The sequence below is a fragment of the Allobosea sp. genome (assembly GCF_035944895.1).
Taxonomy (GTDB): Bacteria; Pseudomonadota; Alphaproteobacteria; order Rhizobiales; family Beijerinckiaceae; genus Allobosea.
This window is the reverse complement of record NZ_DASZAT010000008.1, coordinates 15,218-28,167: the sequence shown is the minus strand read 5'-3', so window position 1 is coordinate 28,167 and position 12,950 is coordinate 15,218. Positions and strand designations below refer to the sequence as shown.

General features: G+C 67.1%; 16 protein-coding genes. 8 read left to right on the top strand and 8 right to left on the bottom strand.

What is annotated here, in order from left to right:
- The 3 genes from VGV58_RS11800 to VGV58_RS11790 are packed head-to-tail and all read right to left on the bottom strand — an operon-like array spanning window position 1 to window position 1,560.
- A complete protein-coding gene (locus VGV58_RS11800; RefSeq protein ID WP_326874209.1) occupies window positions 1-312 on the bottom strand; it encodes an urease subunit beta in 312 nt (103 codons plus the stop codon).
- 9 nt (window positions 313-321) lie between these two features.
- Window positions 322-624: an urease subunit gamma gene (gene ureA / locus VGV58_RS11795; protein WP_326874208.1), complete on the bottom strand. Its 303-nt coding sequence runs from the start codon at window positions 622-624 to the stop codon at window positions 322-324.
- Window positions 625-654: 30 nt separating this feature from the next.
- A complete protein-coding gene (locus tag VGV58_RS11790; protein ID WP_326874207.1) occupies window positions 655-1,560 on the bottom strand; it encodes an urease accessory protein UreD in 906 nt (301 codons plus the stop codon).
- A gap of 267 nt (window positions 1,561-1,827) precedes the next feature.
- Between VGV58_RS11790 and VGV58_RS11785 the strand changes: the two genes are divergently transcribed.
- Genes VGV58_RS11785 through VGV58_RS11775 form a run of 3 tightly spaced genes read left to right on the top strand, consistent with a single transcriptional unit; the run spans window position 1,828 to window position 3,815 of the window.
- Window positions 1,828-2,406, top strand: coding sequence for an urease accessory protein UreE (locus VGV58_RS11785; protein WP_326874206.1), 579 nt, complete (start codon window positions 1,828-1,830; stop codon window positions 2,404-2,406).
- A 59-nt stretch (window positions 2,407-2,465) separates the two neighbouring features.
- Window positions 2,466-3,116, top strand: coding sequence for an urease accessory protein UreG (gene ureG / locus VGV58_RS11780; protein WP_326874205.1), 651 nt, complete (start codon window positions 2,466-2,468; stop codon window positions 3,114-3,116).
- Window positions 3,117-3,119: 3 nt separating this feature from the next.
- The gene (locus VGV58_RS11775; protein ID WP_326874204.1) at window positions 3,120-3,815 is read left to right on the top strand and encodes an urease accessory protein UreF; all 696 of its coding nucleotides are present in this window, start codon (window positions 3,120-3,122) and stop codon (window positions 3,813-3,815) included.
- A 32-nt stretch (window positions 3,816-3,847) separates the two neighbouring features.
- Here VGV58_RS11775 and VGV58_RS11770 read toward each other — a convergent pair whose 3' ends face one another.
- Genes VGV58_RS11770 through VGV58_RS11760 form a run of 3 tightly spaced genes read right to left on the bottom strand, consistent with a single transcriptional unit; the run spans window position 3,848 to window position 6,077 of the window.
- The gene (locus VGV58_RS11770; RefSeq protein WP_326874203.1) at window positions 3,848-4,873 is read right to left on the bottom strand and encodes an amino acid ABC transporter substrate-binding protein; all 1,026 of its coding nucleotides are present in this window, start codon (window positions 4,871-4,873) and stop codon (window positions 3,848-3,850) included.
- A 44-nt stretch (window positions 4,874-4,917) separates the two neighbouring features.
- Window positions 4,918-5,556 (bottom strand): L,D-transpeptidase, encoded by a 639-nt coding sequence (locus VGV58_RS11765; RefSeq protein WP_326874202.1) that lies wholly within the window; start codon window positions 5,554-5,556, stop codon window positions 4,918-4,920.
- Between the two features lie 14 nt (window positions 5,557-5,570).
- Window positions 5,571-6,077, bottom strand: a complete 507-nt coding sequence (locus VGV58_RS11760) for a hypothetical protein (protein ID WP_326874201.1) — start codon at window positions 6,075-6,077, stop codon at window positions 5,571-5,573.
- A gap of 216 nt (window positions 6,078-6,293) precedes the next feature.
- Here VGV58_RS11760 and VGV58_RS11755 point away from each other — a divergent pair, with 216 nt between their 5' ends.
- Both VGV58_RS11755 and VGV58_RS11750 read left to right on the top strand, forming a co-directional pair.
- Window positions 6,294-6,551, top strand: coding sequence for an ABC transporter substrate-binding protein (locus tag VGV58_RS11755; protein ID WP_326874906.1), 258 nt, complete (start codon window positions 6,294-6,296; stop codon window positions 6,549-6,551).
- A 145-nt stretch (window positions 6,552-6,696) separates the two neighbouring features.
- Window positions 6,697-7,503, top strand: coding sequence for a YggS family pyridoxal phosphate-dependent enzyme (locus tag VGV58_RS11750; protein ID WP_326874200.1), 807 nt, complete (start codon window positions 6,697-6,699; stop codon window positions 7,501-7,503).
- Between the two features lie 78 nt (window positions 7,504-7,581).
- Here the strand turns inward: VGV58_RS11750 and VGV58_RS11745 are convergent, their stop codons facing one another.
- Window positions 7,582-9,102 (bottom strand): bifunctional metallophosphatase/5'-nucleotidase, encoded by a 1,521-nt coding sequence (locus tag VGV58_RS11745; protein ID WP_326874199.1) that lies wholly within the window; start codon window positions 9,100-9,102, stop codon window positions 7,582-7,584.
- Window positions 9,103-9,255: 153 nt separating this feature from the next.
- Between VGV58_RS11745 and hemH the strand changes: the two genes are divergently transcribed.
- Window positions 9,256-10,293 (top strand): ferrochelatase, encoded by a 1,038-nt coding sequence (gene hemH, locus VGV58_RS11740; RefSeq protein ID WP_326874198.1) that lies wholly within the window; start codon window positions 9,256-9,258, stop codon window positions 10,291-10,293.
- A 164-nt stretch (window positions 10,294-10,457) separates the two neighbouring features.
- Here hemH and VGV58_RS11735 read toward each other — a convergent pair whose 3' ends face one another.
- Window positions 10,458-11,357, bottom strand: a complete 900-nt coding sequence (locus tag VGV58_RS11735; RefSeq protein ID WP_326874197.1) for an alpha/beta fold hydrolase — start codon at window positions 11,355-11,357, stop codon at window positions 10,458-10,460.
- A gap of 45 nt (window positions 11,358-11,402) precedes the next feature.
- On the opposite strand from VGV58_RS11735, the gene VGV58_RS11730 reads away from it, so the two are divergent.
- Together VGV58_RS11730 and VGV58_RS11725 are read left to right on the top strand one after the other, a co-directional pair.
- Window positions 11,403-11,969 (top strand): MarR family winged helix-turn-helix transcriptional regulator, encoded by a 567-nt coding sequence (locus VGV58_RS11730; protein WP_414643949.1) that lies wholly within the window; start codon window positions 11,403-11,405, stop codon window positions 11,967-11,969.
- A gap of 1 nt (window position 11,970) precedes the next feature.
- Window positions 11,971-12,948 carry an SPFH domain-containing protein gene (locus VGV58_RS11725; protein WP_326874195.1) on the top strand — a complete coding sequence of 326 codons (978 nt, stop codon included), beginning with the start codon at window positions 11,971-11,973 and terminating at the stop codon, window positions 12,946-12,948.
- The last annotated feature ends 2 nt before the right edge of the window (window positions 12,949-12,950 follow it).

Here is a 12,950-nt window from a genome sequence, read left to right as displayed (position 1 = left end):
TCAGGCCTCCAGTCTGCCCATGACCCTGGCGTTGAAGCCGTAGACCACCCTGTCGCCGTCCAGTGCGACCAGCGCGATCGTGCGCGATTGTCCCGGCTCGAAGCGGATGGCCGTGCCGGCCGGAATGTCGAGCCGGAAGCCCCTCGCCGTTTCGCGCTCGAACTGCAGCGCCGCATTGGTCTCGTAGAAATGATAGTGCGAGCCGACCTGGATCGGCCGGTCGCCGGAATTGGCGACCTCGATCGACCGCCGCTCGCGGCCGGCATTGAGCTCGATCGTGCCGTCCTCGATGAAGAATTCGCCCGGGATCATCGCGCCGCCTCACGGAATCGGGTTGTGGACGGTGACCAGCTTGGTTCCGTCCGGAAAGGTGGCTTCGACCTGCACGTCGTGGATCATCTCCGGGACGCCGTCCATGACGTCCTCGCGCGTCAGCAGCGTCGCGCCATAGGACATCAGCTCCGCCACGGTGCGCCCGTCGCGCGCGCCCTCCAGGATGGCGGCCGAGAGATAGGCGACGGTCTCCGGATAGTTCAGCTTGACGCCTCGCGCCTTGCGCCGTTCCGCCAGCAGCGCCGCGGTAAAGAGCAGTAGCTTGTCCTTCTCGCGCGGAAGCAGCTCCATCGCTTTCCCCCATCCTCGCAATCGATCGTTTCAGGTGGCCCAGATGCGCGGAATATCGGCCACCTTGCCCTGACCCAGGCTCCGAAGCACGTTCCATGCCCGCACGAACAACGCCTTGCCGTCGCCGACCCGTGGCCCGAGATAGCGGCAGACCACGGCCTCCTCGAGCTGGCTGACGCAGAAGACACCATTCCCCGCCGCGCCGATCGCGGCCCGCACCTGCTCCGCCGCATCCTCGGTGACGGTGCCGGCATAGATCATCGTTCCCCAGCTCGGCTGGCTGGCCAGGGAAAAAGCGGCCTCCAACAGGGGCGAGCCGCCCCGCAGTTCCAGGCGCTCGAACCAGATCGGCCTGCCATTCCGCACGATCTCGATGCGCTGGCTCAGCCTCCCCGTCTCGAAACGTTCTCCGGCCGCCGGGCGCCCGAGGCACAGAAAGTCCCAGCCGACATAGGTGGCGTCAGGCGCGAGCGACACCTTGGTCTCGATCCGCGCATCGGCCCCGTCGAAGACGATGGTTTCCTGCGGCAGGTATTCGCAGACAGCGCCGGCCCCGACCGCGATATCGGCCGATTGCGTGCCGGCGCTGTGTTCACTGCGATAGAATTTCGTCGCGCCGGGCGTCGTCAGCAGCGCGCGCGCTCCGGCGTCGAGATGGAAGCGCAGATCGAGCCGGTCGCCGCCCGCGACCCCGCCCGGCGGGTGCAAAAGGTAGACATGGCAGGTTCCGTCCTTCTCCGGATGGAACGGCCGCTGCACCACGAGCGGACCGAGATGACGGCGGCGGACAAGCCGGGTCTTGCCGGCGCTGTGCGCGAACCATAGCTCGAGCTCGGCAGGCCACGAGCTCGGCTGCGCCGCATACCGGGCGCGAGTCGGGCAAGCCACGGTCGAGTGGGCCGGTTCGGAGGGGCGAGTAGGCACAGCTGCGTTCATGAACCGCGCTTCAGTCGGCGTAAGCCACCTCATGCTTCAATCGAGAGCAAATTTGAGCCTATATTAGCGACATTCGCCTATTATTTCAGCAATCAACGAAACCAAACCTGAGTCGAGCTTCGCCAAATCTCCGGGCGAAGATGTTCCCTAGCCGGATACTGGCGCATCGTCCGACCTTCGAATAGCGTCCAGGCCTGTTCCTTGCGAGAGCGGGCAGGCTTGGCCGGTTCGCCAAAGGCAGGCAGGGTGTCCGAAACGGGGTTCAGCATGTTGAAAGCGATAGCCGTCCGGCGTGCGGTTGATGTGGCCGCGCCGCATGAGCCCGTGCTCGGCCGCGCGGTCCTCGAGCACGACGCGCGGCATCTGCGCCGGCGCATGATCGAAACCAGCGATGGCGGCCAGGTTCTGGTCGACCTGCCCGAAACGGTCGTGCTGGCTGGCGGCGACGCCTTGGCGATCGAGGGCGGCGGCCTGGTCGAGATCGCCGCCGCCGACGAGCCGCTCTATGCGATCCGGGCCCGGGATCCGCTGCATCTTGCCGAGCTCGCCTGGCATATCGGCAACCGCCATCTCGCCGCGGCCATCGCGACAGACCGCATCCTGATCCTGCGCGACCACGTCATCAAGACCATGCTCGAAGGGCTCGGCGCCAAGGTCGAGGACGTCGTCGCGCCGTTTGACCCGGTGCGCGGCGCCTATTCCGGCCATGGCCACAGCCACGCGCATGACCATGGACATGGGCATGACCACTCGCATGATCACGGGCACCACCATCACGACCACGGCCATTCCCACCATCATGGCCATTCCCACGGCGACGGGAAGCTCGATCACCATCATCGCTGAAACCGGCACGGGAAGCTCGTAGGCTGTCAGCCACGTCCATCGCTCGAGGCTCTGCGCTCATGATCTCGAAGAACGGCCCCCTCCGCGTCGGCATCGGCGGCCCCGTCGGCTCGGGCAAGACGATGCTTACGGAGAAATTGTGCAAGGCGATGCGGGAGGACTACTCGATCGCCGTCGTCACCAACGACATCTACACCAAGGAAGACGCCATGGTCCTGGTGCGCCGGCAGGCGCTGCCCGAGGAGCGCATCGTCGGCGTCGAGACCGGCGGCTGCCCGCATACGGCGATCAGGGAGGACGCCTCGATCAACCTGCAGGCCATCGCCGAGATCAACCGGCGGATTCCCGACCTCGACATCGTCTTCATCGAATCCGGCGGCGACAACCTGGCGGCCACCTTCTCGCCCGACCTCGCCGACCTCACGCTCTATGTCATCTCCGTGTGCCAGGGCGAGGACATCCCCCGCAAGGGCGGGCCGGGCATCACCCGCTCCGACTTCCTCGTCATCAACAAGAGCGACCTCGCCCCTTATGTGAACGCCGATCTCGACGTGATGCGTGACGATGCGGCCCGGATGCGTGGAAAGCGCCCCTTCGGCTTCACCGATCTCTCGCGCGGCAAGGGCCTCGACACGATCGTCGATTTCATCGTCGCGCATGGCGGCTTGCGGACGCAGCACGCCAGCGAGGCCAGCACGGCCGAGGCCTGAGAGATGGACGGCGCCCCAGTCTCCAACGGCGACCGGGATTCGCTCCCGCTGCATCTGCTGCGCCTGGTGAGCCAGGGCCTGCCGGTCGGCGGCTTCTCCTATTCGCGCGGGCTGGAAGCGGCCGTCCACGCCGGCTGGATCTCCAACGAAGCGAGCGCGCGCGACTGGATCCTCGGCACGCTCAGGGCCAATGTCGCACAACTGGACGGCGCCCTGTTCTGGCGCATGGCGATGGCGCTGGAGGAAGGCGACCAGGAACGCTTCCTGATGGCCAATGCCTGGCTCGCGGCCGGGCGCGAAAGCCGGGAATTCCAGCGCGAGGACAAGCGGCAGGGCGAAGCGCTGCTGCGGCTGCTTGCCGATCTCGACGTCCCCGCCGCCCGGCATCATGCCGGCGACGCTCTGACCTATGCCGCCGCCTTCGCCCTGGCCGGCCGGCATTGGCGCATCGCCCCGGAAGCAGCCCTCAAGGGGTTCCTGTGGGTCTATGTCGAGGGGCAGGTGACCGCGGCGATCAAGCTGGTGCCGCTCGGGCATACGGCCGGCCAGCGCCTGCTCATCGAGGCCGCCACCGCGATCGGCGAAGCCGCGGCCCGGGCCCGCTCGCTTCGCGACGACGAGATCGGCAACCTTGCCCCCGCTTTGGCGATGGCGAGCGCCTGGCATGAAACGCAGTACAGCCGCCTGTTCCAGTCCTGAAGCCCGGCCCGGGCAAGCCAGGCGGCCGGCGCCTATCGCAGTGGCGGCGCGTAGAGCACGCCGCCCATGTTCCAGAGCTGGTTGAGCCCGCGCGGGATGCCGAGCTTCGAGCCGGTGCCGAGATTGCGTTCATAGATCTCGGCATAGTTCCCGCCCGCCTTGACGGCACGGACCGCCCAGTCGGCCTGGAGGCCGAGCGCCTTGCCGAAGCCGCCCTCGGCGCCGGTGAAGCGGCGCACGTCCGGCTTCTGCGACTTGAGGGCATCGTCGAGATTCGCCGCGGAGACGCCGAGTTCCTCGGCATTGACCAGCGCGAAATTCACCCATTTCACCACCGTGAACCAGGGGAAGTCGTCGCTGCGCACCACCGGCCCGAGCGGTTCCTTCGAGATCACGTCCGGCAGAACGATCGCTTCGGCCGGCTTGGCAAGCCTGAGCCGTTCGCCATGCAGCGCCGACTGGTCGCGGGTCAGCACATCGCATTGCCCGCCCTCGAAAGCGGCGAAGGCCTCGGCCGCGCTCGGATGGACCTTCTCCTCATAGCTCATCGAGTTGGCCTTGAAGAAATCGGCGAGGTTGAGCTGCGTGGTCGTGCCGGCCTCGACGCAGATCTTCGCCTTGTCGAGCGAAAGGGCTGAATCGACCTTGAGCGCGCGCTTCGCCAGGAAGCCCTGGCCGTCATGATAGGTGATCCCCGCGAACGCCAACCCAAGCTCGGCCTCGCGCCCGAGCGTCCAGGTCGAATTGCGCGCCAAGAGATCGACCGTGCCGCCCTTCAGCGCGTCGAAACGCTGGCTCGCCGACAGCGGGGTGAAGACGACCTTGCCGGCATCGCCGAGCACAACCGCCGCGACCGCGCGGCAGAAATCGACATCGAAGCCGCGCCAGGCACCCTGGGCATCCTTCTCCGAGAAGCCGACCACCCCTTCGCTGACGCCGCATTGCAGCGTGCCGCGCTGCTTCACGGTGTCGAGCGTGCCGGCGGCGGCGGGAAGTGCGAAGCCGACAAGGACGGCGAGGCCGAGACCGCTGCGGGCAATCCAGGAGACCTTCGACATGTCTGTCTGTTCCTTCTGCAGGTCGGCTGAGGCAGCGGGGCCGGTCATAGCGTCGCCTTGTGGCGGATGACGACCTTGGTACCGAGCGGCACGCGGTCGTAGAGGTCGGCGATATCGCCATTGGCGAGCCGGAAGCAGCCCGACGAGATCGCCTGGCCGATCGTCTCCGGCTGGTTGGTGCCGTGGATGCGAAAGACAGTCGAGCCGAGATAGAGCGCGCGCGCACCCATCGGGTTACCCGGGCCGCCGGCCATGAAACGCGGCAGATAGGGCTGGCGCTGCAGCATCTCCGGCGGTGGGCGCCAGTCCGGCCACTCCGCCTTGCGGCTGACCTGGACCTGGCCGGACCAGGTGAAGCCCTCGCGGCCGACGCCGATGCCATAGCGTAGGGCCCGGCCATTGCCCTGCACCACATAGAGGAAGCGCTCGGCCGAATGGATCACCACGGTGCCGGGCGCCTCGCTCGAGCGGTACAGCACCATCTGGCGGGCATAGGGACCCTCGGTGATGCTGACCTCCTCGGTCGAGACGCGGCCCGGCTCGTCGCCGACGTCCATGGTCTCGTGGAGAGCCGCCGGCGGGCGCGGTTGCGCCGCCGCGACGCCCGGCAGCGCGAGAACAGGCGCCAGCCCTAGTCCGGAGACGATCAGGCCGTGCAGGGCGGCGCGAATGATCTGGTTCATCTGATCGCCTCCGTTCAACCGCAGCGGCTGTAGATGAAGGTGCCGTAGCGGGCATGCACATCGGGATCGACGAAGCGCGCCACGATTTCCTTCGGCTTCACCGACAACAGTTCACGGTCCTGCGGATCACCGGCCGGCGCCTCGAAGCCGAGATAGGTCTTGCCGCCGGCTCCGGCCTTCAGCCTGAGCTCATAGAGCTTGGGATCGTCAGCGGCGTGCATCATCACGCCGTCGCCCGGGCCCTGCGCGATGACATAGGGCTGCTTGCACTGCGCCCGCGCCTCGGCTTCCGTGCGCTTGCGGTCCTTTTCCGTATGGAAGGATGCGACGCCCCAGCGCCCGATCAGGGCATTGCGCGATATCCCGGCCGGGGCCGGCGCGCTCGCAGCACGACCCGAGGACGACGACAGCCCCTCGCCGCCACCGCAGCCAGCCAGCAGGAGCGGTAACGCGATGCCGCACGCCACGGCGCCCGCGGATCGCCACCTTGTGTCTTGAGCACGTCCGAGTTCGATCGTCATCGTTCCTCCTTGCAGCATGATAATCATGCAGCGCCGCCGTCGGCTCCGTCATGCTCGCCCGTTCCGGACGACTGCGGACCCTGGATTGTCGGGACTCCCGGCAAATACGACACCGATCATCCAGCCTTCCCGAAAGCGAACCGGGAAATCGCATGAGAACCGCAAAGGCTGCCGCGATCAACCCGTCCACGACCAGCAACCGAATGAACCGCGACAATCGGCTCCCAGGCGCCAGCCGCGCTCGCTCCCGCATTCGCCTCGGCCGCCCGGGCGCAGAAGCTGCCCAAGGTCGAGCTCCTCTATTCGCCCTTCGCCGACTGCGCGCCGTTCTTCGTCGCCAGGGAGCTCGGCTTGTTCAGGGATTTCGGCGTCGAGGTGACGCTCTCGCCGAAGGGCGGCACGGCCGAGACCATCCAGCTGCTCGCCTCCGGCAATACCGAGGCGGGCGCGGATGACAGTGGCGGTTCCCCGTGAAGTTGGCACGCTCCACGCATCGTCAACTGGTCCATCGTGATAGCGTTTAACTGGACGTTCCGTCCGGACCAGCCGTCCGTAGTGATGACGGTCAGCCCACGCCAGTTTCAGGCTGCCGCGACGGGCGCCGACGGAGATGCGAACGTTGACCGTTGCAGATATCGACCAGCCACCCGCCGACACATCGCTCTCCGCCGCAGATATCGAGCGCTTCGGCCCTGATCCGGTCGGCACGTTCCGCACGAATCTGGCCGCCGTGGAGGAGCGCATCGCCCGAGCCTGCGCACGCGCCGGGCGGGACCGCGCCTCGGTGCGACTGCTGCCGATCACCAAGACGGTGCCGGCACAGGTCCTGCGCCGCGCCTTCGCGGCGGGCATCACCGCCTTCGGCGAAAACAAGATCCAGGAGGCGATGGGCAAGCGCGAGGCGCTGGGCGACCTAGCCATCGACTGGAGCATCGTCGGCCATCTCCAGAGCAACAAGGTCAAGTACCTCACCCGCTTCGCCCGGGAGTTCCATGCGCTCGACAGCCTGAAGCTCGCCGAAATGCTCGACCGGCAGCTGGAGCGCGAGGGCCGCACGCTCGACGTCTACGTGCAGGTCAACACCTCGAACGAGGACAGCAAGTTCGGCCTGCATCCGGATGCGCTGCTGCCCTTCGTCGACCGCATTGGCGAGTTCCCGCGGCTGCAACCGCGCGGCCTGATGACGCTCGCTCTGTTCAGCTCCGACATGGCGCGGGTGCGCCCCTGCTTTGCCCTGCTGCGCCGCCTGCGTGACGAAGCCGCTTCGCGCCATCCGGGATTGACCGGCCTGTCCATGGGCATGACCGGCGATTTCGAGGAGGCGATCGAAGAAGGGGCGAGCGTGGTCCGGGTCGGCCAGGCGATCTTCGGCAAACGCCCCACCCCCGACGGGCATTACTGGCCGGGCTTCGTCAAGCCCGGCTGACGACTATCGCATTGATTCCGCTGCACCGCGGCCGGCAGGGCCGCGCGGGTTCCTGTCGGGGCGATCAGACAGCGCCGGCTATTTCAGCACCGCCCGGCCCTCGACCTTGGCGTCGACCGTGCCGAGGCGGCGGATATAGACCATCACCTCGTTCGCCATCAGCTTGCCGTCCGTCAGGCCGATCAGCGTCTTGCCGCGGCCGAGCGCAGTGTAACCGTCGCCGCCCGTCAGCATGAAGTTGTTGGTCGCGACGGTGTATTTGCCGGCCGGATCGATCTCCTTGCCGTCGACCTTGACGGAGGTGACGCGCGAGCCCTGCGGTTGCTTGAGGTCGGCCTCGAAGGTGAGGCCCGACACCACCGGGAAGCGGCCGGAGCCTTGCGGGGCATCGCGCAAACCGTTCTCGATCGCGTCCTTCACATCCTTGCCGGTGATCTCGACCATCGACGTCGCATTGCCGAACGGCAATTCGCTCAGCACGTCGCGCCGCGTCAGCTTGTGGCCGGCCGGATACTGCTTGTTGGCCCGGATGCCGCCGGCATTGGTGATGGCGAGCTGTGCGCCGGTCGCCGCCCTGATCGCGTCGGCGATCAGGTTGCCGATGGCCGTCTCCTGCGTGCGGATCACGCCGGTGCGGGAATCGAGCGGAGCGGCCAGCGTCCCGATCTCGATGTCGAGCTCCTTCGACAGTTCGGTCTCGTAGCCCTTGACGATGGCGGCGACCTCGGGATCGGGCGTCGCGGCGCGGCTGTCGTTGACGCGGAAGGTCGGCGTCCACTCGACCTTGCGATTGGCGCCTTCGCCACTCGCCTTGGCGGCGATGTCGATCGCGGTAACGTAATTGCCCTCCTCGTTCGACTCGACCATCACCACCTTGCCGTCATAGGCGATGGCAAGGTCGTGGTCGTGGCCGGTGAGCAGGATATCGACCACGCGCGAGCGCACGATCTCGTAGTCCATCGCCCGGTCGGCATGCACCACCGCGACGAGGATGTCGGCGCCCTCGCTTTTCAGCTTGCGGGCCTCGCGCCGCAGCGCCTCCATGGTCGAGGAAAATTTCAGGTCGCCGGGATTGGAAAGCTGCGGCGTCGGATCGAAGGTCGTGCCGATCACGCCGACCTTGATGCCGCCGAGCTCGAAGATCTGCGAGTCCTTGTGTCCCGGCAGCGGGTTGCCGGCGGCATCGCGCAGATTGGCCGCGAAGGTCGGATAGGTCTGGGCCGCGGCGAGCTTGAGATAGTTCTCCTTGCCGAAATCGAATTCGTGATTGCCGGGCACGAAGACGTCGATGCCCATCTTGTTCTGCATCGCGACGATATGGGCCCCCTGGTCGAAGCCCGACATCAGCGAGGGCGAGTAGCAGTCGCCGGCATGGCAGAACAGGACGGGCACGCCGCGCGCCCGCTCGGCCTTCGCGATGCCGGCCGCCCGGGCAAAGCCGCCTTTGCCCTTGTCGTCGCTCATCTTGTAGATGTCGTTGACGAGCAGCAGCGTGAAGCTCGCTGGCGGCGTCTGCGCCTTCGCGATCGGCGCGGTGGCGGCAAGGGCTGCGGGAGCGCCGAGAACGCGGAACGCGTGGCGGCGGGTCATCTTGGTCATCGGCGCGAACCCCTGCGGTTTTGATTTCGACAAAGACTAGCAAGAGCCTAGCCGGCTTGCGAGAGGGCTGCTTCCGCAGTGTCGCACCCCGCATGGTCCGGCTGGACGAAAACCGTAACTCGTCTAAATCACAGCCGAACGAAAGCGGATGTGATGAGCCTCAAGCCGAGTTTGCCGCCTGACCACGCCACCATCAAAAGCGGCCGCATCGGCGTGCTCTTGATGAACCTCGGCACGCCCGAGGGCACCAGCTACAAGCCGATGCGGGCCTACCTCAAGGAATTCCTCTCCGACCGCCGCGTCATCGAGGAGCCCCGCTGGAAATGGTGGCCGATCCTCAACCTGATCATCCTGTCGACGCGCCCGGGCCGCAAAGGCAGGGACTACGCCTCGATCTGGAACAATGAGCGCAACGAGGGGCCGCTCAAGACGATCACGCGCGCGCAGACGGAGAAACTCGCCGAACGACTGGCGGGGGATACCGATGGCCGCATCACCGTCGACTGGGCGATGCGCTACGGCCTGCCGGATGTGAAGAGCCGCCTGAAGGCCCTGCTCGACCGGGGCTGCGACCGCATCCTCCTGGTGCCGCTCTATCCGCAATATGCCGCACCGACCTCGGCGACCGCCTGCGACCAGGCTTTCCGCGCCCTGATGGAGATGCGCTGGCAGCCGACCGTGCGGGTCGCCCATCCCTATTACGCCGACCCGACCTATATCGACGCGCTCGCCACCTCCATCCGGGACTCGCTCAGCAAGCTCAGCTTCGAGCCCGAGGTGATCCTCTGCTCGCTGCACGGCATGCCGAAGGAATACCTGCTCAAGGGCGATCCCTATTACTGCCAGTGCGCCGTCACCGCCCGGCTGCTGGGCGAGAAGCTCGGCCTCAGCGAGGAGCGTTTCCGCCTGACCTTCCAGTCGCGCTTCGGGCCGGACGAGTGGCTGCAGCCCTATACCGACGAGACCGTGAAGGCGCTGGCGCAGGGCGGAACGAAGTCGCTCGCCATCGTCGCGCCCGGCTTCTCCGCCGACTGCCTCGAGACACTCGAGGAGCTCGACGTCGAGAACCGCGAGATCTTCATGCACAATGGCGGCAAGGAGTTCGCCTACCTGCCCTGCCTCAACGATTCCGAAGAGGGCATGCAGGTGATCGAGGCCGTGGTCCGCCGGGAGCTGATGGGCTGGGTGTGATGCGTGCGAACTGCGACGCGAACCCTTCTCCCCTTGGGGGAGAAGGTGGCAGCGCGAAGCGCTGACGGATGAGGGAAGGACAGGCGCAGCCTGTCCTCGCCTCACCCAGTCGCACCGCCCTCATCCCCTGCCGGACCTTCTCCCCCGAGGGGAGAAGGAGGCTGCTACCCCACCACGAAGCGCGTCACGCTCTCCACCACCTGCTTCGCCTGCAAGATCCGCCGGTGGCCGAGCCCGCTCGTCTCCTGCAGCGCCACGAACGGTCCCGCTGCTGCCAGCGCCTGCGCATGATGGAACTCCAGCTCCCGATCCTGCCGGTCATGGATCACCAGGGTCGGCAGGCCGATGGCGTCGAGCTGATCGCGGCCCTCGAAGGCCTCGACCGGGTTGCCGGCGACGCTGTGGATGCGGCGCTCCAGCGCCGCCTGGCCGCGGCGCCCCAGCCCGATCGTCGCACCGAAATTGCGAGTGATCATGGTGACCGAGGATGGCGCCGCGACGAGCGCGAGCCGGTTCGACTTGACCCGCGGCTGCCCCGGCACGCTGCGGGCCAGCGCCGCCAATGCGATCGCCCCGCCGAAGGAATGCGCCACGATCGCATGCACCGGCGAAAAGACGCGCGCCACGGCGGCAAGCGCGGCGACGCCCAGCGGGATGTTCAGCTCGGCCCCGGTCGACGTGCCATGCGCCGGCATGTCGAAGGCAACGACGCGGAAGCCCTGCGCCAGCAATGGCTGCACGAAAGCGGTCATGAACGCCGCCTCGCTGTTCCAGCCATGCAACAGGATCACCGTCGGCGCCGGACCGTCGCCATCTTGCAAGCGGGGCTCCGGTTCGAACAGATAGGTGCTGACCGTTCCGCACGGGTAGGATACCGCCTGCCTGATCGCCGGCGCGAGCCGGGCGCGGGCGGCGATGATCGCCTTGCCGGTCCGGCTCTGTGGCCCCGGTGGGCGGGGCGGGGTACAGAAGAGCTTGAAGGCGGCACGCCCGGCCGTATGCGGAGCGATGAAACTGCCGATGCGGACGAGAGGACGAATGACGCGAAGCGCTGTGCCGGGCATGATCGGAAACCTTGTTCGTTCAGCCTTGAACAATTATGTTCAGCAATGAACAAAATGCAAGAGCCAATTTCCGCAACCGGAGTTGAGAGCGGGAGCACCGCGCGGCTGCCCTGGGATCTGCCGCGCTTCAAGAACTGGCTCGCGGTCGCGCGCATGCATCAGCTCTGGAAGAAGGTCTTCTCCGAGGCGCTGGCGCCGCTCGGCATCCAGCTCGCGCATTACGATGTGCTCGCCAACGTCTTCCGTACGCCCGGCCTGACCCAGCAGCAGCTCGCCGAGAAGCTGCTGGTCGGCCGCAGCGCCATGAGCATGCTGCTGCCCGAGCTCGAGCGCCGCGGCCTGATCGAGCGCCGCAGCGACGAGGCCGACAAGCGCGTGCGCCGGCTCTGGCTGACCGGAGATGGCGAGGTCCTGACCCGCAAGGCGCTGGCGATCCACGCCGCCCGGATCGAGGCGATGATGGGCGTGCTCAGCGACGAGGAATGCAATGCCGTCGGCACGATGATGTGGCGGGTCGTCGGCTATCTCGAAGGCAAGCCGCCCCGCGAGCCGTCATCAGACGCTCGCAAAGGCACGTTTGAACGAAATTCCCCGATTGAGCCGGAGAGCTGAGATGAATCCCACTGGCTTCGACATTGTCGTCGTCGCACTGGTCGCGCTGGTCATCCTGACGATCGCGCTCGGGGTCCGCACCATCCCGCAGGGCTTCAACTATACGGTCGAGCGCTTCGGCCGCTATTCGCGCACGCTGGGGGCGGGCCTCGGGCTGATCATCCCCTATATCGAGCGCATCGGCCACAAGGTGAATGTGATGGAGCAGGTGCTCGACATTCCCTCGCAGGAAGCCATCACCAAGGACAATGCCGGCGTGCGCATCGACGCCGCCGCCTTCTACCAGGTGCTCGACGCCGCCAAGGCCTGCTACGAGGTCTCCCATCTCGGCCAGGCGCTGATGGTCCTGACGATGACCAATATCCGCACCGTGGTCGGCTCGATGGATCTCGACCAGCTGCTCTCGCATCGCGACGAGATCAATGAGCGGCTGCTGCGGGTGATGGACGCCGCCGCCTCGCCCTGGGGCGTCAAGGTCACCCGCATCGAGATCCGGGACATCCTGCCGCCGGCCGACATCGCCGGCGCGATGAACCGGCAGATGAAGGCCGAGCGCGAGAAGCGCGCCGCCGTGCTCGAGGCCGAAGGCCAGCGCCAGGCCGAGATCCTCAAGGCGGAAGGGCAGAAACAATCGCAGATCCTCGCCGCCGAGGGCCGCAAGGAAGCGGCCTTCCGTGACGCCGAGGCGCGCGAGCGCTCGGCCCAGGCCGAGGCAGCCGCGACCGCCATGGTCAGCGAGGCGATCAGCCGCGGCGACATCCAGGCCGCCAACTTCCTGATCGCCGAACGCTATACCGAGGCGCTGAAGGCGATGGCGAGCGCCCATAACAGCAAGGTGGTGATCGTCCCTGTCGAAGCGGCGGCGCTCGCCGGTACCGTCGGCGGCATTGCCCAGCTGACCAAGGCCGTGTTCGGCGAGGATGCGGCGGCAAACCGGCGCTCCGGCTCCGTCCCGGCGGCAGGCCGCACGGAGGGCTGAGC

Coding starts and splice junctions, on each gene's coding strand:
- VGV58_RS11800 (WP_326874209.1), bottom strand. CDS start 312: ATGATCCCGGGCGAATTCTTCATCGAGGACGGCACGATCGAGCTCAAT.
- ureA (WP_326874208.1), bottom strand. CDS start 624: ATGGAGCTGCTTCCGCGCGAGAAGGACAAGCTACTGCTCTTTACCGCG.
- VGV58_RS11790 (WP_326874207.1), bottom strand. CDS start 1,560: ATGAACGCAGCTGTGCCTACTCGCCCCTCCGAACCGGCCCACTCGACC.
- VGV58_RS11785 (WP_326874206.1), top strand. CDS start 1,828: ATGTTGAAAGCGATAGCCGTCCGGCGTGCGGTTGATGTGGCCGCGCCG.
- ureG (WP_326874205.1), top strand. CDS start 2,466: ATGATCTCGAAGAACGGCCCCCTCCGCGTCGGCATCGGCGGCCCCGTC.
- VGV58_RS11775 (WP_326874204.1), top strand. CDS start 3,120: ATGGACGGCGCCCCAGTCTCCAACGGCGACCGGGATTCGCTCCCGCTG.
- VGV58_RS11770 (WP_326874203.1), bottom strand. CDS start 4,873: ATGTCGAAGGTCTCCTGGATTGCCCGCAGCGGTCTCGGCCTCGCCGTC.
- VGV58_RS11765 (WP_326874202.1), bottom strand. CDS start 5,556: ATGAACCAGATCATTCGCGCCGCCCTGCACGGCCTGATCGTCTCCGGA.
- VGV58_RS11760 (WP_326874201.1), bottom strand. CDS start 6,077: ATGACGATCGAACTCGGACGTGCTCAAGACACAAGGTGGCGATCCGCG.
- VGV58_RS11745 (WP_326874199.1), bottom strand. CDS start 9,102: ATGACCAAGATGACCCGCCGCCACGCGTTCCGCGTTCTCGGCGCTCCC.
- hemH (WP_326874198.1), top strand. CDS start 9,256: ATGAGCCTCAAGCCGAGTTTGCCGCCTGACCACGCCACCATCAAAAGC.
- VGV58_RS11735 (WP_326874197.1), bottom strand. CDS start 11,357: ATGCCCGGCACAGCGCTTCGCGTCATTCGTCCTCTCGTCCGCATCGGC.
- VGV58_RS11730 (WP_414643949.1), top strand. CDS start 11,403: ATGAACAAAATGCAAGAGCCAATTTCCGCAACCGGAGTTGAGAGCGGG.
- VGV58_RS11725 (WP_326874195.1), top strand. CDS start 11,971: ATGAATCCCACTGGCTTCGACATTGTCGTCGTCGCACTGGTCGCGCTG.